Origin of the sequence: [Clostridium] symbiosum, assembly GCA_036419695.1 — a bacterium.
GTDB lineage: Bacteria > Bacillota > Clostridia > Lachnospirales > Lachnospiraceae > Otoolea > Otoolea symbiosa_A.
Genome location: CP143946.1, coordinates 3,102,079 through 3,126,610, shown reverse-complemented (window position 1 = coordinate 3,126,610; position 24,532 = coordinate 3,102,079). Strand labels below are relative to the sequence as shown.

General features: G+C 49.2%; 20 protein-coding genes and 1 other RNA gene. 13 read left to right on the top strand and 8 right to left on the bottom strand.

Annotation, left to right across the window (positions count from 1 at the left end):
- Positions 1–103: 103 nt before the first annotated feature.
- A complete protein-coding gene (locus V3C10_14325) occupies positions 104–1,813 on the top strand; it encodes a S8 family peptidase (protein ID WVP60485.1) in 1,710 nt (569 codons plus the stop codon).
- 626 nt (positions 1,814–2,439) lie between these two features.
- On the opposite strand, the gene V3C10_14320 is transcribed toward V3C10_14325, so the two are convergent.
- Both V3C10_14320 and V3C10_14315 read right to left on the bottom strand, forming a co-directional pair.
- Positions 2,440–3,465, bottom strand: coding sequence for an IS3 family transposase (locus V3C10_14320; GenBank protein ID WVP60484.1), 1,026 nt, complete (start codon positions 3,463–3,465; stop codon positions 2,440–2,442).
- A gap of 258 nt (positions 3,466–3,723) precedes the next feature.
- A complete protein-coding gene (locus tag V3C10_14315) occupies positions 3,724–3,894 on the bottom strand; it encodes a hypothetical protein (GenBank protein ID WVP60483.1) in 171 nt (56 codons plus the stop codon).
- 966 nt (positions 3,895–4,860) lie between these two features.
- On the opposite strand from V3C10_14315, the gene V3C10_14310 reads away from it, so the two are divergent.
- The 7 genes from V3C10_14310 to V3C10_14280 all read left to right on the top strand — a co-directional run bounded on the left by V3C10_14310 (position 4,861) and on the right by V3C10_14280 (position 13,610).
- Positions 4,861–5,868, top strand: a complete 1,008-nt coding sequence (locus tag V3C10_14310; GenBank protein WVP60482.1) for a deoxyguanosinetriphosphate triphosphohydrolase — start codon at positions 4,861–4,863, stop codon at positions 5,866–5,868.
- Between the two features lie 10 nt (positions 5,869–5,878).
- Positions 5,879–7,669 (top strand): DNA primase, encoded by a 1,791-nt coding sequence (gene dnaG / locus V3C10_14305; GenBank protein ID WVP60481.1) that lies wholly within the window; start codon positions 5,879–5,881, stop codon positions 7,667–7,669.
- 138 nt (positions 7,670–7,807) lie between these two features.
- A complete protein-coding gene (rpoD, locus tag V3C10_14300; GenBank protein ID WVP60480.1) occupies positions 7,808–8,926 on the top strand; it encodes an RNA polymerase sigma factor RpoD in 1,119 nt (372 codons plus the stop codon).
- Between the two features lie 25 nt (positions 8,927–8,951).
- Complete coding sequence (locus V3C10_14295) at positions 8,952–9,653, top strand: class I SAM-dependent methyltransferase (protein WVP60479.1); 702 nt, start codon at positions 8,952–8,954, stop codon at positions 9,651–9,653.
- Positions 9,631–10,434: a Nif3-like dinuclear metal center hexameric protein gene (locus V3C10_14290; GenBank protein ID WVP60478.1), complete on the top strand. Its 804-nt coding sequence runs from the start codon at positions 9,631–9,633 to the stop codon at positions 10,432–10,434. The genes V3C10_14295 and V3C10_14290 overlap by 23 nt, the downstream gene beginning before the upstream one ends.
- 33 nt (positions 10,435–10,467) lie before the next feature.
- Positions 10,468–12,123, top strand: coding sequence for a nucleoside kinase (locus tag V3C10_14285; protein ID WVP60477.1), 1,656 nt, complete (start codon positions 10,468–10,470; stop codon positions 12,121–12,123).
- Between the two features lie 365 nt (positions 12,124–12,488).
- Positions 12,489–13,610, top strand: coding sequence for an IS110 family transposase (locus tag V3C10_14280; GenBank protein WVP60476.1), 1,122 nt, complete (start codon positions 12,489–12,491; stop codon positions 13,608–13,610).
- A 1,290-nt stretch (positions 13,611–14,900) separates the two neighbouring features.
- Here V3C10_14280 and rnpB read toward each other — a convergent pair.
- From rnpB to V3C10_14260, 4 genes are all read right to left on the bottom strand, one after another.
- Positions 14,901–15,262, bottom strand: an RNA gene (rnpB, locus tag V3C10_14275) — RNase P RNA component class A.
- An 826-nt stretch (positions 15,263–16,088) separates the two neighbouring features.
- A complete protein-coding gene (locus tag V3C10_14270; GenBank protein WVP60475.1) occupies positions 16,089–16,514 on the bottom strand; it encodes an aspartate carbamoyltransferase regulatory subunit in 426 nt (141 codons plus the stop codon).
- Positions 16,508–17,431, bottom strand: coding sequence for an aspartate carbamoyltransferase (gene pyrB, locus V3C10_14265; GenBank protein WVP60474.1), 924 nt, complete (start codon positions 17,429–17,431; stop codon positions 16,508–16,510). The genes V3C10_14270 and pyrB overlap by 7 nt, the downstream gene beginning before the upstream one ends.
- Before the next feature lie 322 nt (positions 17,432–17,753).
- The gene (locus V3C10_14260; protein WVP60473.1) at positions 17,754–17,981 is read right to left on the bottom strand and encodes a hypothetical protein; all 228 of its coding nucleotides are present in this window, start codon (positions 17,979–17,981) and stop codon (positions 17,754–17,756) included.
- Positions 17,982–18,171: 190 nt separating this feature from the next.
- Here V3C10_14260 and V3C10_14255 point away from each other — a divergent pair, with 190 nt between their 5' ends.
- On the top strand, positions 18,172–18,375 hold the full coding sequence (locus V3C10_14255) for a helix-turn-helix transcriptional regulator (GenBank protein WVP60472.1): 204 nt from the start codon (positions 18,172–18,174) through the stop codon (positions 18,373–18,375).
- Positions 18,376–18,618: 243 nt separating this feature from the next.
- On the opposite strand, the gene V3C10_14250 is transcribed toward V3C10_14255, so the two are convergent.
- Entirely contained in the window at positions 18,619–18,843 is a 225-nt protein-coding gene (locus V3C10_14250; protein ID WVP60471.1) for a hypothetical protein, read from the bottom strand.
- Positions 18,844–18,960: 117 nt separating this feature from the next.
- Positions 18,961–19,152, bottom strand: a complete 192-nt coding sequence (locus V3C10_14245; GenBank protein WVP60470.1) for a hypothetical protein — start codon at positions 19,150–19,152, stop codon at positions 18,961–18,963.
- 183 nt (positions 19,153–19,335) lie between these two features.
- On the opposite strand from V3C10_14245, the gene V3C10_14240 reads away from it, so the two are divergent.
- The 4 genes from V3C10_14240 (at position 19,336) to V3C10_14225 (ending at position 24,498) form a co-directional block, all read left to right on the top strand.
- A complete protein-coding gene (locus V3C10_14240) occupies positions 19,336–19,497 on the top strand; it encodes a hypothetical protein (GenBank protein WVP60469.1) in 162 nt (53 codons plus the stop codon).
- A 1,041-nt stretch (positions 19,498–20,538) separates the two neighbouring features.
- Positions 20,539–21,306, top strand: a complete 768-nt coding sequence (locus V3C10_14235) for an ABC transporter ATP-binding protein (GenBank protein ID WVP60468.1) — start codon at positions 20,539–20,541, stop codon at positions 21,304–21,306.
- The gene (locus tag V3C10_14230; protein ID WVP60467.1) at positions 21,303–23,150 is read left to right on the top strand and encodes a CARDB domain-containing protein; all 1,848 of its coding nucleotides are present in this window, start codon (positions 21,303–21,305) and stop codon (positions 23,148–23,150) included. The genes V3C10_14235 and V3C10_14230 overlap by 4 nt, the downstream gene beginning before the upstream one ends.
- Positions 23,137–24,498, top strand: coding sequence for an ABC transporter permease (locus V3C10_14225; GenBank protein WVP60466.1), 1,362 nt, complete (start codon positions 23,137–23,139; stop codon positions 24,496–24,498). Before V3C10_14230 ends, V3C10_14225 begins: the two co-directional genes overlap by 14 nt.
- Positions 24,499–24,532 lie beyond the last annotated feature (34 nt).

Below are 24,532 nucleotides of genomic sequence, written 5' to 3'. Positions count from 1 at the left end.
ATATATTTAGATGTAATCTGAGAAAGTAGGCGGCATAATCGTTTGGCCGAAGGCCAAACTGAACCAGGCAGCTACTGTCCACAGAAAATCTGAGGATATGTATATGGACAATCAAAAAGCGGAAAACCTTCTGAATCTGGCCATGGATGCCACTCCGGAAGAACGTGAAAAATCGCCCGCGCTGAGCGTTGGGTTTAACAGAGAAGAGAAACGGTGGGAACTGATCGTAAAATACAACGGAGATCTGAACGTAATCCTTGAGGCGCTGCCTGAAATTCAGGCGGACCCGCTGTCGGGAGGTTATGCGATCATGTCGGTACCGGAATCACTAATAGAGTCTTTGGCAGGTTTTTCACAGGTTGAATATATTGAAAAGCCGAAAAGGCTCTATTTTTCCGTTAACAGAGGAAAAAGTAATTCGTGCATCAATCCGGTGCAGGAAGATGGAAGCGGTCTGACCGGCCGTGGAGTCATCACCGCAATCATCGACTCGGGAATTGATTATTATCACCGGGATTTCAGGGATGCGGAGGGAAAGAGCCGCATTCTGGAGCTGTGGGATCAGGACCGTGATACGGTATACACCCGCGATCAGATCAATGAGGCGCTGGAGACAGGCAGCCGTGCGGCGGCTTACCAGATTGTGCCGGAGAGGGATGTAAGCGGACACGGCACGGCGGTGGCCGGGATTGCCGCGGGAAGCGGCCTGGAAGGCGACGGACGGTATAGGGGCATTGCCTGGGAGAGTGATCTGATTGTTGTAAAGCTGGGAGTCCCGGCAGCCGACTCCTTTCCCAGGACAACGGAGATGATGCGGGCCCTCGACTACGTGGTCAACCGGGCGATTTTTTATCAGAAACCCGTGACAGTCAATCTGAGTTTCGGCAATACATATGGTTCACATGACGGAACCAGCCTTTTGGAGACATATATCAACATGATGGCTGGACAGGGAAAGACCACGGTTGTTGCGGGGACAGGCAATGAGGGCAGCACAAGAGGCCACACAGCCGGTTTCCTGACCGAGGGCAACACGGATGAGATAGAACTGTCGGTCGACGACTATGAGACAGGTTTCGGCGTGCAGCTCTGGAAACTGTATGTAGACAGTTTTGATATTATCCTTGTGGGCCCTGGCGGCACTTCGGTAGGCCCGCTCAGCAGCCAGCTTGGTTCACAGCGGATACGTTTTGCAAGGACCACGGTTCTTCTTTACTATGGGAAACCAAGTCCCTACAGCAAAGCCCAGGAAATCTACTTTGACTTTATACCCAGATATGACTACGTCGAGAGCGGCGTCTGGAAGATAAGGCTGGTGCCGAGGCGGATTATTTCCGGCCAGTATGATTTTTGGCTTCCATCGGAAAGCGCCCTGAACCAATCCACCTATTTTCTCCGTCCTACCCCGGATACGACGCTTACCATTCCATCCACAGCGCACGGAGCCATATCGGTGGGGGCATATAACGACTCCTACCAGACATACGCCGATTTCTCCGGCAGGGGTTTTACAAGACTCGACAACCTGATCAAACCGGACCTGTCCGCCCCCGGAGTCAACGTCATGACTTCCCGCGCCGGAGGCGGCTATGAACCAGTCACGGGAACCTCCTTCGCCACCCCCTTTGTAACGGGAAGCGCGGCCCTGCTGATGCAATGGGGAATCGTAATGGGAAACGACCCATTTCTTTACGGAGAAAAATTAAAGGCCTACCTGATCCGAGGGGCAAGACATTTGCCAGGCGAAACCGTTTATCCCAATCCGCGCCTTGGATGGGGAACACTGTGCCTGGCGGCATCCCTGCCGGTCTAGGCAAAGGATAACTTAATTTCCATCAGTCTATTGTTATACTAATAGAACCATAAAATAACCATAAAAATAGTTTTAATTGCATTGGAAATTGCCGGATGTTATAATGTGGCCATATATTTGGTGGGAGAATGAAAAATGCAGAAGCATGTCAGACAGGACGTATGAGGATTTAATTGAGATGCGGGGACGCCTCTGTAAGACGGCGGACGGGGGAGTGGGAGGGGGTATATGAGTCTTCAGTCCCGGTTTGTAGGGTGTGGTGAGGGGGGAATCCAGGAGAAAAGATTCCTACGGGGACCCGCTTCCGCTTGTGGAGCGCACAGCGGATGCTAGGCTCGAAAGAACCTCGCCAAGCACCGGCGGGCTCCAATGTCCCCTTCGGAATCTTTTCTCCTTCCTTCCCCCGGGCAGGTTGTCGACGGGACTGAAGACTCAGCGAAGGTTGTCGCCCTGAACTGTCCCCTTTGTCAAGGACACTTTATGAAGTGGGGCGCCCAATTTTTAGACATCCTCTCTTCAGTGCAACCTTGATTATGGACACCAAAACAGAAGGCCTCCACTCGGTTGGACAATCGGCTCAAAAGGTATCCCGATTCTAGACACACTCTCTCCCATGCCATGGTATTCTATTGGTTTGGGTGATTCTCTGTGCGGGAGGGGCCCGCACTGGCACCAAGTTCCTCCGGTTTCCGGGCAATCGCCGGAAGTGCCGGTACGTTTGAAATATCCAGTGGATATTCACCGGTGGTGATAAAATCGTAAAACTCATTTGGGGCAAGCTTTGCAAGTTGCCATTGATAACGCCGGTTATTGTAATACTCCATATAGTCATCAATGAGGGACTGTACTTCGCGAAAGGTCCCGCATTGGGCCAGTTTCGCCCGGATGTGATCTTTCATATGGCCAAAGAAACTTTCCTGTGGGGCATTGTCCCAGCAGTTTCCCCGGCGTGACATGGATTGGCGCAGCTTCTTGTCGGAAAGGATGCGGATGAATCGGTAGCTGGTATAATGGCAGCCCTGGTCACTGTGGAGAATGGTTTCCGCCTTAAGGGAAATCCCATGGTTTTTAACCAGCCGCTTCACCGTTTCAAGGACAAAATCCACTTCCAGGGATTCGCTCAGCACATACGAAAGGATCTGCCGGGTGAAGGCATCCAGGACCGTTGATAAATAAGCAGAGGTCCCGTTATAAGGCAGGTAAGTGATATCGGTTAACAGGACCATCCTGGGACCATAGCAGTCGAACTCCCGCTTTAGCAGGTTATCGGCGACATGGCTGGTTTTCAGGGCTCTTGCCATCCTTTTATAAGGGTTGGGGCCACGGTGTGGGCAGGAAAGCTGGAACTTATCCATCAGCCTCCGTATTTTTTTCAGGTTCATGACGGCCGGAGGGGTCATATGAAGCAGGGCCATATAGATGCCTTTGGCCCCTTTTGTATAACCATGGAGCCGGTAAGCCGCCAGGATCCGTTCAAAATCCGCACGGTCCTTCTGTTCCTGAAGCTCCCTGGCCGGGGCCGCCTTTAGCCAGGCATAGTAACCGCTCCTGGAAACACCGGCGGTGGAACAAAGTTCTTTCACCGAAAGGACATTTGAGCTTTGCTGCAGGGTGTTACAGATGATTTCGAATACACAGGAAGAATCGTTCATAAGCCATGCCCCTACTTCCTTGTGGTCCGGATGGAGGAAATTTTTTTTAGAAAGGCAACTTCCTGTTTTAGGTAATCCACTTCGTGCCGGAGCTGTTTGAGTTCTTCTTTCTCCGATACCGGCATACCAGAGTCCGAAGAGGCGGGTTTGGCCCTGCTGAAAGGGACACTCCCTTCGTGGAAACCGCCATATTTGTTGTACTGCTCCCGGATATGGCCGGAAATGCCCCATACCCTCCGCTGACCGAGAATGGCGGGATCATAGCCGTATTTTGCCAGGATCTGCCGGGAGGCGCCCTGCCTGATACTCCGAATAAAAGAGCTCCTTGAATTCTTTGGTAAAAGCTAAGCGGGACTGGTCCACCCGGTAGGTGTAAGGGTTTTCACGCAGCATCAGAACCTGTTCAGCGGTAAAAAGATTTTTGATCATGGGATTCCTCCTGTTCTTGCTTAAGAATACCATAGGCGACCGAATGTGTCGAAGGGAAAGGGATGTTCTGGCCATAATCCCGGCTGGATACGCCCCCAGTCCTTCCATAAGGTGTGTCCACGATATGGGAAACGGGGCGTGGGGGATGTCTAAAAGATGGGGCCCCCACTTCGTTTCGTGTCCACACTTATGGGTACATTATACCCCGTCCGCCGGCTTCAGGGCTGATTGTCTCTTTCGTCAAGTAAGGGGAGGTATTGTCGCGGCCACTATGTAGTCGTGAAATTTTTACCTTATTATGGTATTTCGGCTGGATTCAGAGAAAAATCCAAAGCTAAATTTAATGATAAATCAAATAATTCAATGGTTATTCAGGGATAGGTCAGGCGCTAAAGCTCTGAGTCATCAATTGAATACTATACAGGGAGGCATTCTCCCGGAATTCGAGAAAATGTAGTGGCAGCGACAGTACCTCCCCCCCTTTGAAGGAATAAGAACAATTCAGCGGCCGCAGGCCGGGGATTGGGATGGCGACAACCTTCGCGTCTTCAGTCTCGGGCCATAACCTTCCCGTGGGGAATCCGGAGAAAAAGATTCCGCAGGGAACCTGGGAGTTCATCGGCACTTACCGAGGTATTTCACGAGGTTAGTGTCCGTTATGAACTCCAAAGAGCGCAAGCGTTTCCCGAAGGAACTTTTTCTGCCGGATTTCCCACCCGCGACAACCGACCTCCCGGGACTGAAGACTCATACCCGCCCCCTCACCATCCCGCCCCCCGACCGTCCCGGCGGCGTTCTCATTCCTCAACATAAATCTTCCATCTTTTTTCTTGTTTTTTGTGAGTTTTTAGAAAACTTTAACAGATTAAGGGTGTTAAAAAGTAGAAAAATATGATATTATAGTTAGATAATGGGTGAACTTTCGAGATTATTACATAAATTGTTCTGAATAAGGGTGGGATCAATATGAATATCAGAGAAACTACGGAAAAATGGGAACGCGAGTATCTGAGTCCTTACGCCTCTTTAAGTGAAAATACGAGAGGAAGGGACCGGGAAGAACCGCTCTGTGACATCCGTCCGGAGTACCAGAGGGACCGGGACCGGATTTTACACAGCAAAGCCTTCAGGAGGCTGAAGCACAAGACACAGGTGTTCCTTGCGCCCGAAGGAGATCACTACAGGACGCGCCTGACCCACACGCTGGAAGTTTCCCAGATAGCCCGTACCATTGCGAAGGCGCTGAGGCTGAATGAATCCCTGACCGAGGCGATTGCACTGGGGCATGACCTGGGCCACACACCCTTTGGCCATTCGGGAGAGTCGATTCTCGACAAGCTCTGCAGCGACGGATTTGCACACTACAAACAGAGTGTCCGCGTCGTGGAGGTATTGGAGAAAAAGGGGCGTGGAATCAACCTGACCTGGGAAGTGAGGGACGGGATTTTAAACCACCGCACCAGCGGCCACCCATCCACCCTGGAGGGGCATATCGTGCGCCTTTCCGATAAGATTGCCTATATTAACCACGATATTGACGACGCCATCCGCGGAAAGATTTTCGAGGAAGGCGATCTGCCGGCCGAGTATACGGATATTCTCGGGGGCAGCGTCAGGGAGCGTCTCAATACGATGATACACGATATCATTAACCAGAGCTTTGACAAACCGGAGATAGCCATGTCACCCGGAATGGAGACGGCGATGCACGGACTGCGCAGATGGATGTTCGAGAACGTCTACCGCAACGGGATTGCCAAGGCCGAGGAAGGAAAAGCACAGCACTTGATAGTGATGCTTTATGAGCATTATATGAAACATATTCACGAATTACCAGAAGAATATCTGGATATGATGAGAGAGCGCGGGGAAAAAGAAGAACGGGTCGTCTGCGACTACATTGCAGGCATGACGGACATTTATGCCATCGACCGTTTCAACGAGCTCTTTGTACCAAAATCCTGGAAAGTATAAGGAGGTTTTCATGTATTATCCGGAAGAAGTGATAGAAGAAGTCAGAATGAGGAGCGACATCGTGGATGTTATTTCCGGGTATGTGAAGCTTCAGAAGAAGGGGGCCAATTACTTTGGTCTCTGCCCTTTTCATCATGAGAAATCACCGTCGTTTTCCGTGGCGCCCCAGAAGCAGATGTACCACTGTTTCGGCTGCGGGGTCAGCGGTAATGTGATTACCTTTATTATGGAATACGAGAATTATTCGTTCCGCGAGGCCGTTGAGATGCTGGCGGACCGTTCGGGCGTCAAGCTTCCGAAGATGGAGTATTCCAAAGAGGCAAAGGCACAGGCGGATCTTAAGGCGGCTCTGTTAGAGATCAACAAACAGGCAGCCAACTATTTTTATTTCCAGCTAAAGCAGCCCCAGGGCCAGGTTGGATACGATTACCTGCGCAGGCGGGAACTGACCGATGAGACGATCCTCCGGTTCGGCCTGGGGTATTCCAATAAAACGAGCGACGATTTATACCGCTACTTAAAAAGCAAGGGCTATGACGACGGCATTTTAAAGGAGACAGGCCTTGTGACGATTGAGGAGCGGGGTTCCAGGGACAAGTTCTGGAACCGGGTCATGTTCCCGATTATGGACGTCAACAACCGCGTGATCGGTTTTGGCGGACGGGTTATGGGGGACGGGGAGCCGAAATATCTGAACTCGCCCGAGACCAGGCTTTTTGACAAGAGCCGGAATCTCTACGGACTGAATTACGCAAGAACCTCCAGGCAGAAATTCATCCTGCTCTGTGAGGGCTATATGGATGTCATATCCATGCACCAGGCCGGTTTTACCAATGCGGTGGCCTCGCTGGGAACGGCAATGACCGAACAGCACGCGGCCCTTCTGAAACGGTATACGGATCAGGTGGTGCTGACCTATGACAGCGACGGCGCGGGAGTGAAAGCGGCCCTGCGCGCCATACCGATACTCAAGAATGCCGGGATTTCGACAAAGGTGCTGAATATGAGGCCCTATAAGGATCCCGACGAATTTATGAAAAACCTGGGGCCGGACGAGTTCCGTAAACGAATTGAGAACGCCCGAAACAGTTTCCTCTTTGAGATTGATGTCTTAAAAGAGGGCTGCAACATGGAGGATCCGGAACAGAAGACCGATTTCTACAACAAAACGGCCAGAAAGCTTCTGGATTTCCCGGAGGCTCTGGAACGGGACAATTATATCCAGGCCGTGTCGAGGGAATTTTTCATCAACTATGAGAACCTGAAGACACTGGTCAACCAGCTGGGCAGCCGCCTGGGGATGGGAGCCGCAAGGAGCAGGGGAGCGGAGGAAGAGGAACCTGCGCCATCCCGGACGGGGGCGCCCGTTAAGAAAAAAGAGAAGGAAGAGGGAATCAGGAAATCCGAACGCCTTCTGCTCACCTGGCTGATAGAGGAGCCGGAGCTTTTCGACAAAATAAAAGGAATCATCACCCCGAAGGATTTTGTCAAACCTCTTTACCGTGAAGCGGCGGAGATGGTGTTTGACGGCCATGAGAAAGGGGAGGTAAACCCGGCGGCCATCCTGAACCACTTTATCGACGACGAGGGGAACTACAGGGAAGTGGCGGCGCTTTTCAATGCCAGCCTGGACGAGTCGTTAAATAACGAAGAACAGAAGAAAGCATTTTCAGAAACCGTACTTCGGATAAAAAGGAGCAGCCTGGAACATCAGATCCGGCACGCCGCCGGTCTTGAAGAGCTTCAGAAGCTGATTAGGGAGCAGGCCGAACTCGCAAATCTGCATATTTCACTTGATTAAGGAGAAAATACGTTACTATTAAGCCTTTGATTGTCATTATTCACAGCCCTGCCGGAAATCAAACAGCGGCCGTGATATTGCGGCCTTTGGTTTCATAGCAGCGAATATACAATAAAGCTATGGAGGGATGGGAGAATTATGGAAGAAAAGACAGTGACATTTGAAGAGAAGCTTATAAAGCTTCTAGAACTGGCGAAAAGTAAGAAGAATGTATTGGACAACAAAGAAATTCTTGACTTTTTCCATGGTGAAATATTGAGCCCGGATCAGTTGGATCAGATGTATGATTTTCTCGAGAATAACAAGGTCGATGTGCTGCAGTTCGACGAGGATATCGATATTGACCCGGATCTCTTCATCGAGGAGGAATTAAACGAAGAGGAAGAGATCGATGTTGAGAATATAGATTTAAGCGTACCGGATGGAATCAATATAGAAGATCCCGTCAGGATGTACCTGAAGGAAATTGGAAAAGTCCCGCTTTTATCGCCGGATGAAGAGATTGAGCTGGCAAAACAGATGGAGATGGGCAATGAATACGCCAAAAAACGGCTGGCCGAGGCCAACCTGCGTCTGGTGGTAAGTATCGCAAAGCGCTATGTGGGCCGCGGGATGCAGTTTCTGGACCTTATTCAGGAGGGCAACCTGGGACTGATCAAGGCCGTGGAGAAATACGACTATTCCAAAGGTTTTAAGTTCAGTACCTATGCGACCTGGTGGATCCGCCAGGCCATCACGCGTTCCATCGCTGATCAGGCGAGGACGATCCGGATTCCGGTGCACATGGTTGAGACGATTAACCGCCTGATCCGTACCTCCAGACAGCTTCTTCAGGAGCTTGGCCGCGAGCCCTTTCCTGAGGAAGTGGCGGAGCGCATGGAGATACCGGTGGAGCGTGTCAGGGAGATTATGAAGATTTCCCAGGATCCCGTATCGCTTGAGACGCCTATCGGTGAGGAGGAAGACAGCCACCTCGGCGATTTTATCCAGGATGACCATGTACAGGTTCCTCTGGATGCGGCCACCTTTACCCTGCTCCATGAGCAGCTGATGGAGGTGCTCGACACGCTGACGGACAGAGAGCAGAAGGTTCTCCGCCTGCGGTTCGGCCTGGACGACGGAAGGCCCAGGACACTGGAGGAAGTGGGCAAAGAATTTAACGTAACCAGGGAGCGCATCCGCCAGATCGAGGCGAAGGCCCTGAGAAAACTGAGGCATCCAAGCCGCAGCAAAAAACTGAAAGATTATCTGGATTAAATAAAAATTACCGAGGATATTTTAAATGAAACTATCACACCGTTTAATGACGATTGCTTCCTTTGTCCGCAAGGGAAGCAAAATTGCTGATATAGGAACTGATCACGGATACATACCGATTTATCTGGTAAAGGAAGGAATTTCCCCCTCCGCGCTGGCCATGGATGTGCGGAAAGGGCCGTTGGAGCGTGCTGAGAACCATATCCTCGAATACGGACTCGCCGATAAGATAAAGGTGAGGCTCAGCGACGGCCTCCTGAAGCTCAAACCGGGCGAGGCCGACACCATTGTTATCGCAGGAATGGGCGGGGAACTGATCGTGCGCATCCTGGAAGCGGGAAGGCACGTGTGGGAGAGCACGGAACGCCTGATTCTGTCACCCCAGTCGGAAATCGGAAGCGTAAGGCATTATCTGGAGGAGAACGGTTTCACCATTCTGCGGGAAACCATGGTAAAGGATGAGGGCAAATATTACACGGTCATCGAGGCAGGACACGGCGCCATGCATTATGGCCGGGAATGCTTTTATGAGTATGGAAAATGCCTGATTCAGGAAGATAACGAAGTATTCCGGGAGTTTCTGGAGAAGGAGAGACGCTCGGTGGATGAATTGATTGCGGCACTGTCCGGGAATCACTCCGACAGCGCCGCAAGACGCCTCGGGGAGCTTTTAACGAGGCGGGACATGATAAAGGAGGCACAGGATGAAATGCAGGGAACTGATTAAAAAACTGGAAGCGCTTGCCCCGCCGTCCATGGCGTGTGAGTGGGATAACCCGGGGCTTCTGGCGGGCAGAAGCGGCAAAGAGGTGAAAACGGTATATCTGGCTCTGGATGCCACGGACTCCGTCATAGAGGACGCGGTGCACTGCGGAGCCGACATGCTCATCACCCATCATCCACTGATATTCAGACCGTTAAAAAAAGTGAATGACGAAGACTTTATCAGCAGGCGGATACTGAAACTGATACAGAACGACATTTCTTATTATGCAATGCACACAAATTTCGACGCGGCTCCCGGATGTATGGCTGATTTGGCGGGCGCCCGCCTGGGCCTTACGGATACGGAGGTTCTGGAGGTTATGGGAAAGACGGATGATGGTAAGGATTATGGAATCGGCATCTGCGGAAAACTTCCGCATGCCATGACGCTCAGGGAGGCGGGAGAGGCGGTTAAAAAAGCCTATGGAATCCCTTTTGTCACCATATTCGGCGACGTGGAAGACGGCGGTCCTGCCGTCAGGACGGCGGCTGTATGTCCCGGCTCCGGGGGAAGCACATTAAACGAAGCGCTCAGATGGGGAGCTGACGTGTATATTACCGGGGATATCGGCCACCATGAGGGAATTGACGCTGTGGCGAACGGCATGGCGGTGATTGACGCCGGACACTACGGGATTGAGCATATTTTCACCGGATTTATGGAGAAATTCCTGGGGGAAAACCTGGAAGAGAAACTTCACGTTATAAAAGAGCGGGATGTATTTCCGAACCATGTGATATAATAAAAAACCAAAACTTCAGAATGGAGGAGTTATATGCCGATTGTAACAATAGGGGAAGAGACAAGGGAGTATGTGGAGGGAACGCCGTTCCACAAGATTGCCAAGGATTTTCAGGATCATTATGAGTATGAGATCCTGCTTGTCTGGGTGGACGGGCGTCTGAAGGAACTCCATAAGACACTGAAGGAAGACTGCAGCCTCAGGTTTATCACAGCCGCCGACAAGGCCGGCTTTTTAAGCTACCAGAGGAGCGCCCTGTTTCTTATGTTGAAAGCGTTTTACGACGTTGTGGGCAAGGAGAATGTCAGCAGCCTGACCGTATGCTTTTCCGTGGGCAACGGTCTCTATATTGAGACGGAGGGCTCTCTGATACTGAATCAGGAGCTGCTCGATCGGGTGAAGGAAGAGATGAGGCGTCTCGTTTCGCTCAGCCTGCCCATCTTAAAACGCAGCGAGAATACGGATGAGGCGGTTGAACTGTTCCATCAGCACGGGATGTATGATAAGGAAAAATTATTTTATTACCGCCGCGCTTCCAGGGTCAATATCTACAGTATCGAAAATTTTGAGGACTATTTTTACGGATATATGGTGCAGAATACGGGATATATCAAATATTTTGACCTGCAGCTCTATGATGAAGGATTTGTCCTGATTCTGCCGTCGAGAAAGAATCCGGAGAAGCTGATGCCCTTAAGCCCGAGGCGGAAACTTTTCGAGGTGCAGAAAGAGTCGGAGCAGTGGGGAAAGAAACTGGGCGTTTTCAATGTGGGAACGTTAAATGAGGCGATTTCCCAGGGCAGAATGAATGAACTGATTCTGATGCAGGAGGCGCTCCAGGAAAAGAAGATAGGCGATATTGCGGAACAGATTGCGGCATCCGGCAAGAACAAATTTGTCATGATCGCCGGGCCGTCGTCGTCGGGTAAGACCACATTTTCCCACCGTCTGTCCATCCAGCTTAGCGCTCTGGGCTTAAAGCCGCATCCTATCGGGGTAGACGACTATTTTGTAAACCGGATCAACAGCCCAAGGGATGAAGACGGAAACTATGATTATGAGGCGCTTGAGTGCATCGATATCAAGCAGTTTAACGAAGATATGACCGCCCTCTTGGCAGGGGAAAGGGTGGAAATTCCGAGGTACAATTTTGTCAGCGGCGAGAGAGAGTACAAGGGAGATTTCCTGCAGCTCGGTGAGGAAGATATTCTGGTAATCGAAGGGATTCACTGCCTCAACGACAAATTGTCCTACTCCCTGCCGAAGGAGAGTAAATTCAGGATTTATATCAGCGCATTGACACAGTTAAATGTCGATGAGCACAACCGGATTCCGACAACCGACGGCAGACTGCTCCGGAGAATGATCCGGGATGACAGGACGAGAGGATCCTCGGCCCAGGTCACAATCAGAATGTGGGATTCCGTGAGAAGAGGGGAGGAGCGGAATATTTTCCCGTATCAGGAGGAGGCAGACGTCATGTTTAACTCGGCCCTGCTCTATGAGCTGGCGGTGCTGAAGCAGTATGCGGAGCCGCTTCTTTACAGCGTTCCCAGAGATTCCGAAGAATACCCGGAGGCAAAGCGCCTGCTTAAATTCCTGGATTATTTCCTGGGTGTGAGCAGCGAGAGAATTCCGCAGAACTCCATCCTCAGAGAATTTGTCGGAGGAAGCTGTTTCAGGGTGTAGGCGCTTATAACACCAAAAGAATTTACCCTAGTTACTGCGTTCATTTCTTCATGCTTTGTTATCCCCCGAATTGGAGGCTGCTTTAAAAATGAACCGCAAAAGAATACGGATAGGCGTCTTGGACGGCATCTGTCCCAGTCATGCCAGGTAGAATCGCATGACCGGGACAGATGCCGTTTTCTGCCTCACGGACCCGAACGGTTCGGTCGGCAGGCGGTTGCAATTTTGATCGTGCCGCAGGCAATCTGGGGATTTAGACAATAAGTAATGACCCCCAGTTTGTAAATTCGTGGATTTACCTGTATACTAAAGTTTGTTAAGAACAAAGGTAACAGGGATTACCGCATACAAATGGAGGTCATCAAATGAATTATAACACAGTTTACGTAGGAATGGATGTTCATAAGGAAAGTTTTTCACTTTGCAGCTTCACAATCGAAGAAGACAAAGCGTCCCATGTCCAGAAAGTCGAATCGGATTACAAACAAGTCCTAAAATATCTCGAGTTTCTGCGTACCATTTACGGAAAGGATGCGTATTTCATATGCGGTTATGAGGCTGGCTGTCTCGGCTTCACTTTATATCATCAGTTAACGGAACATCATGTTAACTGCGTAATCCTCGCTCCGACTACCATGTTACAGAAGCGTGGGAAGAAAAAAATAAAAACAGACAAACGCGACGCTGCCCTGATTGGCCGCTGCTTGGCCCAGCATAATTATAGCCCGGTCCATGTCCCTACGGAGCAGGATGAAGAAATCAAGGAATATCTCCGGATGCGAACCGACCACAAGCTGGCGCTTAAAAAGATAAAGCAGCAGATCCTGGCATTCTGCTTGCGCCATAATTATCGCTATGAGAGAGGCGGCAGCCACTGGACTCAAACCCATATCAAATGGCTCAGGGCATTGACCCCGGATGGCCTGTACAAGGAGATTCTCGACGAATATCTGTTGACCTTCGATCAGCTCAGCAATAAACTGGAGCGTCTTGAGCAGCGTATTGAGGAGCTTGGGTCCAGGGAGGAATATCGGGAAGATGTCAAAAAGCTCACCTGTTTACTTGGCGTCAAAACCCAGACCGCCTTGTCTGTCATAGTGGAGGTTGGCGATTTCAAGCGGTTTGCGACAGCAGACCGGTTTGCATCGTACCTGGGGCTGGTACCAGGCGAAGATTCCAGCGGGGACGGACGACAGAGGCTTGGCATCACCAAGGCAGGGAACACCCACGTGCGCCGGTTGCTGGTTGAAGCGGCGCAGAGTTATAGCCGTGGGCAAATCGGATACAAGTCTAGGGAATTAAAAGCCCGCCAGAGTGGAAATACACCACAGGTGATTGCTTACGCAGACAAGGCCAATGAGCGCCTAAGGCGGCGCTATTACAAAATGGTGCTTGGACAGAACAAGCGCAGCAATGTAGCAAAAACAGCAATCGCAAGGGAACTGGCCTGTTTCATGTGGGGAATGATGACGGATCACATAGCCTGATACGGTTACAGCACCGTGCGGCTCCGGTCAAGGCTGCTGCGCACCGCCTGCGGCGTCAGGGCCCTGACAGTAACCGCCCGCTACAGTAGCGGGTAAACAAGCCGATGTAAGCTGGCTAGCGCCACATACATCTAGCCACAATCCAAAGTAACAACTGAAGACATCTTGAAAGGGTTTCGGCCATTTCAAGGTTCGGGCTATCTACGCCTCAACTATGTAGGCACAAATATTTGTGATCCACGCAATTAGACGGTAGAGCCCACGGCGGACCATTGACCTGTAGGTAACCAATCCACGAATATCAGAGTGGCCAATGCCGGGAACTGACACTCCGAAGCTCTTTCCAGATGTCTTCAGAAACAAAAAATAAAAGTATGTGGTGAAGTTCCGCAATTTACACTTGACAAAAGTCATTACATATCAGTTGAGGAATGAGAACGCCGCCGGGACGGCCGGGGGCGGGATGGTGAGAGGGAGGTTGTGAGTCTTCAGTCACGGCTTGCAGGTTGTCGTGGGTGGGGAATCCGGGCAGAAAAAGTTCCTGCGGGAAACGCTTGCGCTCTTTGGAGTGCATAACGGTACTAAGACGTCAAAGAACGCCGTCTAAGTGCCGATGGACTCCCAGGTTCCCTCCGGAATCTTTTTCTCCCTTCTTCCCCACAGGAAGGTTATGGCCCGGGACTGAAGACGCGTTGGTTTTCGCCATCCCGAACCCCGGCCTGCGGCCGCTGAATTGTTCTTATTCCTTCAAAGGGGGAGGAGGAGCGTCGCAACCACTATGTTTCTAAGAATGCTTCAAAATTTCTGCTATCCGGTCTCTGACTGGTTTGGTGAGATACCGTCAGACCGTAAAAGTATCGCAGCTTCGTAGTGGCCGCGACAGGGCCCTCCCCATTTAAGGTTAGAGACAATCAGCGTCCGGAGCGGACTATGTCCAGTGCCGTGCCCCCCGCCTGAGTCTTTTGTCCCCGGCGATAACCTGCCGGATTCCCCCCCTCACGACAACCTCCAATCGGAGACAAAAGACTCAGCCAGCCCCCTCACCACACCGGACATGGTCCGTTCCGGACGCGTTCTCCTCGCCTCCGTTAAATCCTTATGCGGACATGATTAATAATCAGCTAATCGTCTGGAAGGATGTCCCGCTGCTTCTGATCTTTAATCTGGTATTATTCGTGCCGTTTATTTTTACAAAGGAATTTAGGGGGCCGGAAAAGAAGGTTAACAGCCTTTAGAAAAATTTAGAAGAGTTCAGCCTGATGCGGCAGATTTAAAATGAGACGTTAAAATGTTTTGAGCAAGACGATAAGCCGGGTTATGTCGTTGAATGGCCATCTATCTAGTTTTACCGTCGCCGGTAAATTCAAGCGACCTACCCGGAGGCAGACGGGCCGCCTTACGCCTCCTGTTCGGTCTTGCTTCGGATGGGGTTTACATGTGCCCCGGCTGTTACCAGCCAGGCGGTAGTCTCTTACACTGCCCTTCCACCCTTACTGGAACCGGCACAAAGTGCCTGTCCAGCGGTATATTTCTGTTGCACTGTCCTTGGAGTCGCCTCCACCAGACGTTATCTGGCATCCTGCCCTGTGAAGCCCGGACTTTCCTCACCTGCAGCCTTTCGGTCCTGCAGCCGCGGCCATTTGTCTTACTCAAAACGTTACAAGTTTATCATATTTTTCTGCTTTTGTCCAGGGATTTAGTTGAGATGTGAGGACGCCTCTGTAAGACGGCGGACGGGGGAGTGGGAGGTTGGATATGAGTCTTCAGTCCCGGTTTGTAGGTTGTGGTGAGGGGGAATCCAGGAGAAAAGATTCCTTCCCCGGGCAGGTTGTCGACGGGACTGAAGACTCAGGGAAGTGTGTTGCCCCGTCCGCCGGCTTCAGGGGCTGATTGTCTCTTTCGTCAAGTGGGGAGGGAGGTATTGTCGCGTCCACTATGGAGTCGTGAAGCTTTTACCTTTTGAAGATGTTTCGGGCTGAATTCAGAGATAAATCTAAAGCTAAATTATATGATGAATCAAAAATTCAACGGTTATTCAAGGATAGGTAAAACACCAAAGAGCATATTCATCAATTGAATACCATACAGGAGTCATTCTTCTGGAATTCGGGGAAATGTAGTGGCAGCGACAGTACCTCCCCCCTTTGAAGGAATAAGAACAATTCAGCGGCCGCAGGCCGGGGTTCGGGATGGCGACAACCTTCGCGTCCTCAGTCCCGGCCATAACCTTCCCGTGGAGGATCCGGGAGAAAAAGATTCCGCAGGGAACCTGGGAGTTCATCGGCACTTACCGAGGTATTTTCGAGGTTAGTGTCCGCTATGTACTCCAAAGAGCGCAAGCGTTTCCCGGAGGAACTTTTTCTGCCCGGATTCCCCACCCGCGACAACCTGCAAACCGGGACTGAAGACTCATAGTCCCCCTCTCACCATCCCGCCCCCCGACCGTCCCGGCGGCGTTCTCATTCCTCAATAAAATCCTTATTTTGAATATTTCTCCTCACAGTACTGGCATCTGTAGATTTCTTTTTTCTCATCCGCAAGATAGAAGATATGCGGGAGCTCCTGCTCGATGGAGGTGATGCAGCGAGGGTTTTTGCAGTAGATTACATTGGTGATTTTCTTCGGCATCTTCACCCTCTTTTTTTCTACGATATGGCCGTCCTTGATGATATTGATCGTGATATTGTGGTCGATATAGCCCAGGATATCCAGGTTCACCAGGTCGAGTCCGCCGTCGATCTTGATAATGTCTTTTTTGCCCATCTTCCGGCTCTTGGCATTCTTGATAATGGCGGTCTGACAGTCCAGTTTTTCCAGACCCAGTTTAAAATAAATATCCATGCTTTTTCCGGCCTGGATATGATCCAGGACAATGCCTTCTGTTAATCCGCTGATATTTAACATGGTTTCTCCACCTCCAGTAATGTCATAATCAATGCCATCCTCACATACACTCCGTACTGCACCTGCTTAAAATAAGCGGCGCGCGGGTCGTCGTCTACTTCCACGGAGATTTCATTTACCCTGGGAAGAGGGTGCAGGACAAACATATCGTCTTTTGCGAGATCCATCTTCTTCTTGTCGAGGATATAGCAGTCCTTCATGCGGATGTAATCTTCCTCGTTGAAGAAGCGCTCCTTCTGGACTCTGGTCATATAGAGGATGTCCAGTTCGGGCATTGCGTCGTCCAGGTTCTCGAGCTCCCTGTATTCAACATGGTTTGCGTCCAGCACATCCTCGCGGATGTATTCCGGCACGCGCAGCTCCGGCGGGGAAATCAGCACGAAGCGGATTCCGGTATAGCGGACCAGGGCGTTAATCAACGAATGGACCGTACGCCCGAACTTCAGGTCACCGCAGAGTCCGACCGTCAGATTGTCAATTCTTCCTTTTAAAGAGCGGATTGTCATGAGATCGGTTAATGTCTGGGTGGGATGCTGATGGCCGCCGTCGCCGGCATTGATAACTGGAATAGAAGATTTGGTAGAAGCTACCATAGGGGCGCCTTCTTTGGGATGACGCATGGCGCATATATCTGCAAAGCAGGAAATAACCCGGATTGTATCAGAAACACTTTCGCCCTTGGCAGCAGAACTGGAATCGGCGGAAGCAAAACCTAATACGCTGCCTCCCAGGTTTAACATTGCCGCTTCAAAGCTTAAACGTGTTCTGGTGCTTGGCTCGTAAAACAGTGTTGCTATCTTTTTGCCGTCACATACGTGGGCGTACCTGCCGGGGTTCTTCTCAATGTCAGAAGCCAGATCAAGCAGCAGCTCGATCTCCTCGACAGAAAAATCTAAGGGATTTAACAAATGTCTCATTTGGCTCTCCTTTTTTATGCTTTTTGAAAAATATTATATAGCATTTCAGGTCAGATTACCATAGGTTTTGTAAAAAAAATGGAACACAGTGCGGCGCTGCGTCCCTGATACTTTGTATTCGGGTCCTTTTATGGAGCATTTTCTTTTAAATGGTTCTGTAGTATGATTGAACAAATAGGCGGGGAGGAGAAGTACGGGAATACAAAGCTTTTTATAAGCCGTACGCAGTTTTTGGAAAGTCCGGCAGTAACGGTAAATCAGTCTGCGGCCAGCCACCCGGCAGCGCCTCAGGGCAAGCGTTTTTCAGAGGCGCTCCGGCGTCTTATCCTTTTGGTTCGGATTCTCCGGCGGGGGCATTTTTTTTCCTGGACTGTCTGTCTTCTTCCACAAGCCTTTCTAATTCCTCCAGCATTTCTTCAGACATCATTGTAGGCTTTTTTCGTTTTGTCACAATGTGAATGATGTGAAAAACAAAGCCGGTTACAACAACATCAGCGGCCGATAAATAATACAGAATATTGTTTTTAAACTGGTGCCATTTACGTTTCATTTTTTCTCCTCCTGTTTTTGCGTAAACACGGTATATAAATGGATGATACGGCAAAATCGCAGTCCGTAGATTAACCGCAGTCAGCTTATACCCTCCTTATAGAAAATAGTTTAGTAAATATATGTACTAAAATCAATAGTAAATATGTTTACTATGTTATTCTTTTTTCACCAAAGGGGATAATGGAATTATGGAATATGTAAAAATTATCAAAGACCTGAGAGAGGACTGCGACATGACACAGCAGATGGTTGCCGATTATCTGGGCACCAGTCAGACAATGTACGCGAGGTATGAGAGGGGAGCGTCGGAACTGCCGATCCGACATCTGCTGAAATTGTGCGACTTGTACGGTGTGAGCGCGGATTATATCTTGGGCAGAGGAAAAAGATAGGGCAGCCTGAAGCGTGGGCTGCCTTTTTCGCAGGCAGATTCCGGAAAAGGAAATCTGGAACGGAAATTCAGAAAGGAAAAAACTGGCAAAAAGCAAAGTGGAATGAAGATTCCGGTACGGATGGTTTGATGATGAAAGAAAAGTTGCGATATCTGCATGGGAGAACGAAGGAAATCGAAAATATAGATTTTAGGGAGAGCCGAGAACCGGCATCTGCCGGTTTTCGGCTCTCCCCGCCCCTGATTATTTAGCTGTGAGGAGTCCTAAGGCCATCAGGTAGCCGCCCCTGAAGCCGTACTCCTCCCAATCGGCGATTACATCCACCAGGAGCGTCTCCATGACTTCCCCATCAGGATGGGCGTGCATCATTTCTATCAGTTTTTTTTCTGCATTGGTAGGAGCATGGTTGCCGGCGATCTCTTCGCGCGGTCCGGTTGCGTACCAGGAGTAGATTTCTTCTATATTCATAATGTTACCCCCTTTTCATTTGTATGTGCTAGGATTTACGAGCTTCCAGCCTGAAAGTTCAGCACAGGCAGCCGGGAAAGTATGAAACCTGAAAAACAGGGACAACAGGGCAGACGGCTATTGTTTATCTGCTTCCTCCGCAATTTTTTTCAGTTCATTCAGTATTTCATTTTGGCTATATCTTGTCCTTTTTTGAGGTAATTTTCCTGTTTTAATAAAATGGATGATATAGCCGGAGAGTCCGGTTAAAAAAACATCAAGGACAGACCAATAATAAATAAGATTATTTTTTATATGGTTCCTCTTCATACTCTTTTCCTCCCTACTTTAAAGAATATCACTGTGTTCCCCTATTTTCACTGGTAAATATTGGAAAATATTTTATGGCCAAAACAGGGAAAATATTGTGTACTTAAAATAAGTCCATTTGCAACATTGTATCATAAAACGTACTTAAAATGTACTTGATATTAAACTTTGGAGGAAAAAAACATGGAAAAGAATAAACATCTTGGATTGAGAATAGATGAAAATACGCACCGGAAGCTGACGATTCTGGCGGAATACGAGGGACGCTCCATCAACGGAGAAGTCCTGTATCTGATCAGACAGGCGATTGCGGAACATGAGAAGCAGCATGGGAAGATAGAATAGATAAGGCGGCAGGGATTTTCCTGCCGCCTTTAGAGTGTCGACAAAGTCGCCACTCTGTAGAATTCATGGCATATGCCATAAATTCTGGTCACTGAAGGTAGAACTGCCGATTTCCTCGCACAAGGGCTAAAGCCCCTGGAAATCGGCAGTTCAGCACTACGGCGGAACTACATTCTTGCCAGGAGAGTGTTCCTCCACAGAAAACTAGTGAGTTGAGGACTTCCCTTTCGTATTCATTTTATTGGTCAGATAATCGGGAAAAATAGCAGTGAAGCAAAAGATAATTATAAAAAAATAGTTTAATAAAGGTGAGCTGAATAAAAAAGAAGTCTGTGTGAGTAAAACAAAGACAATTCATTGAAGAATATCGGATTATTCATAAAATCACTCAGATCCTGCTTCATTTAGCTCTCATTAATATCTTGAATATTAAAATAAGTACAAAGTTAAGGGGTGTTGAGAGATAGTTGTTTTTCTTACGATGTTGTTTGGCCTTCTATTTATATTCTATAATATGCCGAAATTTATATGTGTTATTTGAGGAGGATTTTCTTGGAGTGTTTGGTTTCTTGGGAAAAATGGAGAGGAGTAATTTATGAGGTCTTTACTGGATATAAAAAAAGAGGCTTTGATGTGTGCTAAGAGGCATAATGTTTCCAACGAAATTAAGTGTATGCAGTAGAAGCTTAGAAAAGAGATTAATGGTGATAGGAATATTTATTTGTATTATAAGGTTGAATGTGAAAAGGGATTAGAATATGAAACAATAACGTTTTCTCTTTCTGCAATAGAAATGTTCTTGATTGACCTAGTAGTTAAAGTGAGCTTGCTGCTATATATATGCTTTTGAGAGTGAGCTGAATGTAACAGATATTATAAGATTGTGTTAGTAACAACCTCAACGGTTTTAACGGATTTCTGCCGCCTCCCGCGTAAGAAATCTTTAAGGAACTTTAAGAAAAATGAGGTGGGACAATGGGAGTCTATTATGTATAATAATATAGAACAGCAAAACCAGGATATGACACAGGAGGAAACAATGTGGAACTTAGCCATGAAGAACTTGTAAAAGAGAAGATTCCCGCCATACAGGTGAAGAATTTATACAAGGTCTACCGCGTTGGTGAGACGAAAGTATACGCCCTGAACGGTGTTGATTTTACAATGTATAAGGGAGAATTCTGCGCGATAGTCGGAACGTCCGGTTCCGGTAAATCGACTCTGTTGAATATGCTGGCGGGTCTTGAGAAGCCGACGAAAGGCGAGATAGTCATCGCGGGAAAGCATATTGAGAAGCTGAATGAAAACCAGCTGGTATCCTTCAGACGGGAGCGGGTCGGATTCATCTTCCAGTCCTATAACCTTTTAAATACGATGAATGCGGTGGAGAACATCGCTCTGCCCCTTTCCTTTCAGGGAATTGGCAAAAAGAAAAGAATCGAGCGGGCGAAAAAGTACCTTGATCTGGTAGGCCTTGATAAGGTGGGCAACCATATGCCGAACCAGATGTCGGGCGGCCAGCAGCAGAGGGTCGGAATCGCCAGGGCGCTGGTGGTGCATCCCCAGATCATCTTTGCCGATGAGCCGACGGGAAACCTGGATTCCAGGACGACGATGGAGGTGTTGAAGCTGATGCAGAAAATCGTGCGGGAACACAACCAGACGCTTGTCATGGTTACCCACGACGACCACCTGGCTACATATGCAGACAGAATATTTCATATTATCGACGGAAAGATCGTAAAGATAGAAGAAAATCACCAGCGTGCCGGTGGTGATACGGAAGACGGGGAGGAAAAGACTGAATGAAAATGTGGAAGAGAGTGCCGGTGATTGCATTGATTGTCGTACTGCTGGCAATGATGGGAACGCAGGTGGCGACGGCGGAGATGCTGGATATGAACCAGTTTAACGACGATACAATCACAGTGAGTAAAGTGCCGAAGGGAAAAGCGGGAAATAAGATTTCCATCAAGATGACAATCCATAATAAGGGCACAAAGGGAGACAACAATTTAGAGAAGATCAGGCTGGCCAACTCCTATGAATATGAGCGGATTATGGAGCGGCAGTTCGGTGAGGCCGACGACTCGGACGAGGGAGAACTCCGGTGGTATGACAAATCATTCCCCTTTGAGGCTGATTCCACCACGTTTAAAGAAAAAGACATCAATGTAAAGCCGGGTTCCTCCAAGAGCGTTACGCTGAGCTATAAATTAAGACGGGATTTGACGGCAGGCTATTACCAGGCGTTTTTTATCATTGACGACAGTATCGAAGTAGGCGTCAATATCTGGGTTTCCGCCTACGATGGTTCCACGGAAGAGGATGAGAATACAAAGCTGGACTACGATTTTGCAATCGGTGAAAATCAGTTCACCCCGTCCGCTGCCTATTCCCAGGTGATGAACTTTGGAGTGAATTTAAGGAACAGCGGCCTGAAAAAGGTCTATGATGTCCGCGTAGACATGCAGCTGGATCCCGACATCACGAAGTTCCCGTTTGATATTAACGAAGGGAATTACCTCCGGTACATGGGAGACATGGATCCGGAGCAGACAGTCACCGTTCCTTACAGCATGGCGGTGAGAGAGGAAGTCAAATCGGGTTTCTTCCCAATCCATTATAAGATTTCGTACAGGGAAGAGAGCGGGGGCGATTTCATCGATCCGATCGATAAAGTATTTTATGTCAGGGTAGTGGGCAAGGATGAGGATGAGCTTTCCGCCGACGCCGGGGAAGAGGACAGAACCAAGGCCAGAATCATCGTAGACAGCTTTTACACGGTTCCGGATGTCGTTTTTGCGGGCCAGCCCTTTGAACTTCATGTCACAATGAAGAACGCCTCATCCAATGTAACATCCAGCAACATCATGTTTACATTTGCTTCGGAGGAAGTGGAGAGCAGCCCTGTTTTCACATCAGATACGGGTTCCACCTCCGTGGTGGTAAACCAATTGGCCCCCGGTGCAACGACAGATTTAAAGATGACTTTTAAATCATCGCCGACGGCCAACCAAAAGTCCTATACGATGACAATTAAAGAACAGTATGACAGCCCGGAGTTCAAGAATGCCAAAGAAGAAGTCAAGATATCGATTCCGATCAAACAGGAACCGAGGCTGAATACGGGTACCATTGAGGTCATGCCGGACAGTATCAGCGTGGGCTCCGAGACGAACGTAATGTTTGGAATTAATAATACCGGCAAGGTGCTGCTTTACAATGTCATGGTGCGTTTTGAGGCCGATTCCATCCAGACGACCGACGCCTATGTGGGCAATATCAAGCCGGGCGAGACAGGCAATCTGGATACCATGGTGACCGGTGTGGCTCCGACTGAGGACGACGGGAAAGTGAAGATCATCATTTCATATGAGGATGAGAATGGACTGGCGACCGAGATTGAGAAGGAGATGATGCTCTATGTCAATGAGGAGTCGGACGACTTCGGAGATATGGAGGCGGGAAACATCGACGGCATGGAGGGGATGGACGGCATGGAAGGGGAACAGACCTTCTTCGGTAAGTATAAGATAGTGATATTCCCGGCCGTCGCCCTTATTATTATCATTGCGGCCACAACGGTAATTGTAATCAGGAAAAAGAAGAAGGCGGCGCAGGAAGAAGGAATGGACGATGAGATTCTTTGATCTTTTGTCAATGAGTGTCAACAGCCTGCTTCGGAGAAAACTCAGGACATTTCTTACGGTTCTGGGGGTTGTGATTGGTACGGCTTCCATTGTGGTCATGATTTCTCTGGGAATTGGACTGAACAAGTTCACGATGGAGCAGTATGAATCGTCGGGGAGCCTGACCGCGATCCGGATCTACAATTACGATCGCGGCAATTCCAGTGATAAGACCAATCCGGAAGACAGCTTTATGACGGATGATACGATGAAAGTGTTTGAGCGGATCCCACATGTGGTTTCCGCCTACCCAAAACTCAATATGTATGTGATTATGAAACAGGGAGTTTATGAGGGGAATGTCCAGTTAGTTGGAATCCCCTTATCGGCCATGAAAGACATCAAACTGGGTGAGGGAAAACTTCCCGACGCCGACTCTCAGGATTTGGAGATGGTGGTCGGAAATATGGCTTCGCAGAACTTTTATAATTCAAAGACCGGGGACGGATTTGACTACAGGACGGGCAAGGGCCCCGATGTGGATTTCATGAATAAACCGCTCTTTACGATCTTTGATACCGATGCCTATTACCAGTCGAAATACCCGTCCGGAGGTGATGGGACGTCTCCGGCAAAGCCGCCGAAAAAATATATGCTGAAGACCGCCGGAATGGTGGAAGGCGGACCGGAGGACTGGAATGAATACAGCTACGGCATTTACGTCGATATCGAGAAGCTGAAAACACAGCTCAAGCAGATTTTTAAGAAAAATCCGATCCCGGGACAGCCGACCAACAAAAAAGGCAAACCGTACAACTATTTTGTCTACGAACAGGCCACTGTGAATGTTGACGATATGAAGAATGTTGTGGAGGTCCAGAAGACCATCAACAACATGGGGTACGAGGCAAACAGCCAGATGGAGTGGCTGGAGCAGTCCCAGAAGCAGTCCAACATGGTGCAGGCCGTGCTCGGCGGCATCGGGGCGGTCTCTCTCTTTGTAGCGGCCATCGGTATAGCCAATACGATGATGATGTCTATCTACGAGAGAACCAAGGAGATAGGCGTTATCAAGGTGCTTGGATGCGCAATGGGAAATATCAGAAGCATGTTTCTGATTGAGGCCGGATTTATCGGTTTTGTCGGGGGTGTAATCGGAGTGCTCTTAAGCTACGGAGTCTCTTTCCTGATTAATAAATTCCTGGCAGGAGCCCTGTTATACGGAATGACCAGCAAGCTGTCGATGATACCGCCGTGGCTGGGCTTTGCATCAATCGGATTTGCCGTATTGATCGGTATGATTGCGGGATTCTTCCCGGCCCTCAGGGCGATGAAGCTGAGCCCGTTAGCGGCAATCCGGAATGACTGAAAGAATATTAAAAAGGGACGCTTTTTCGGGCGTC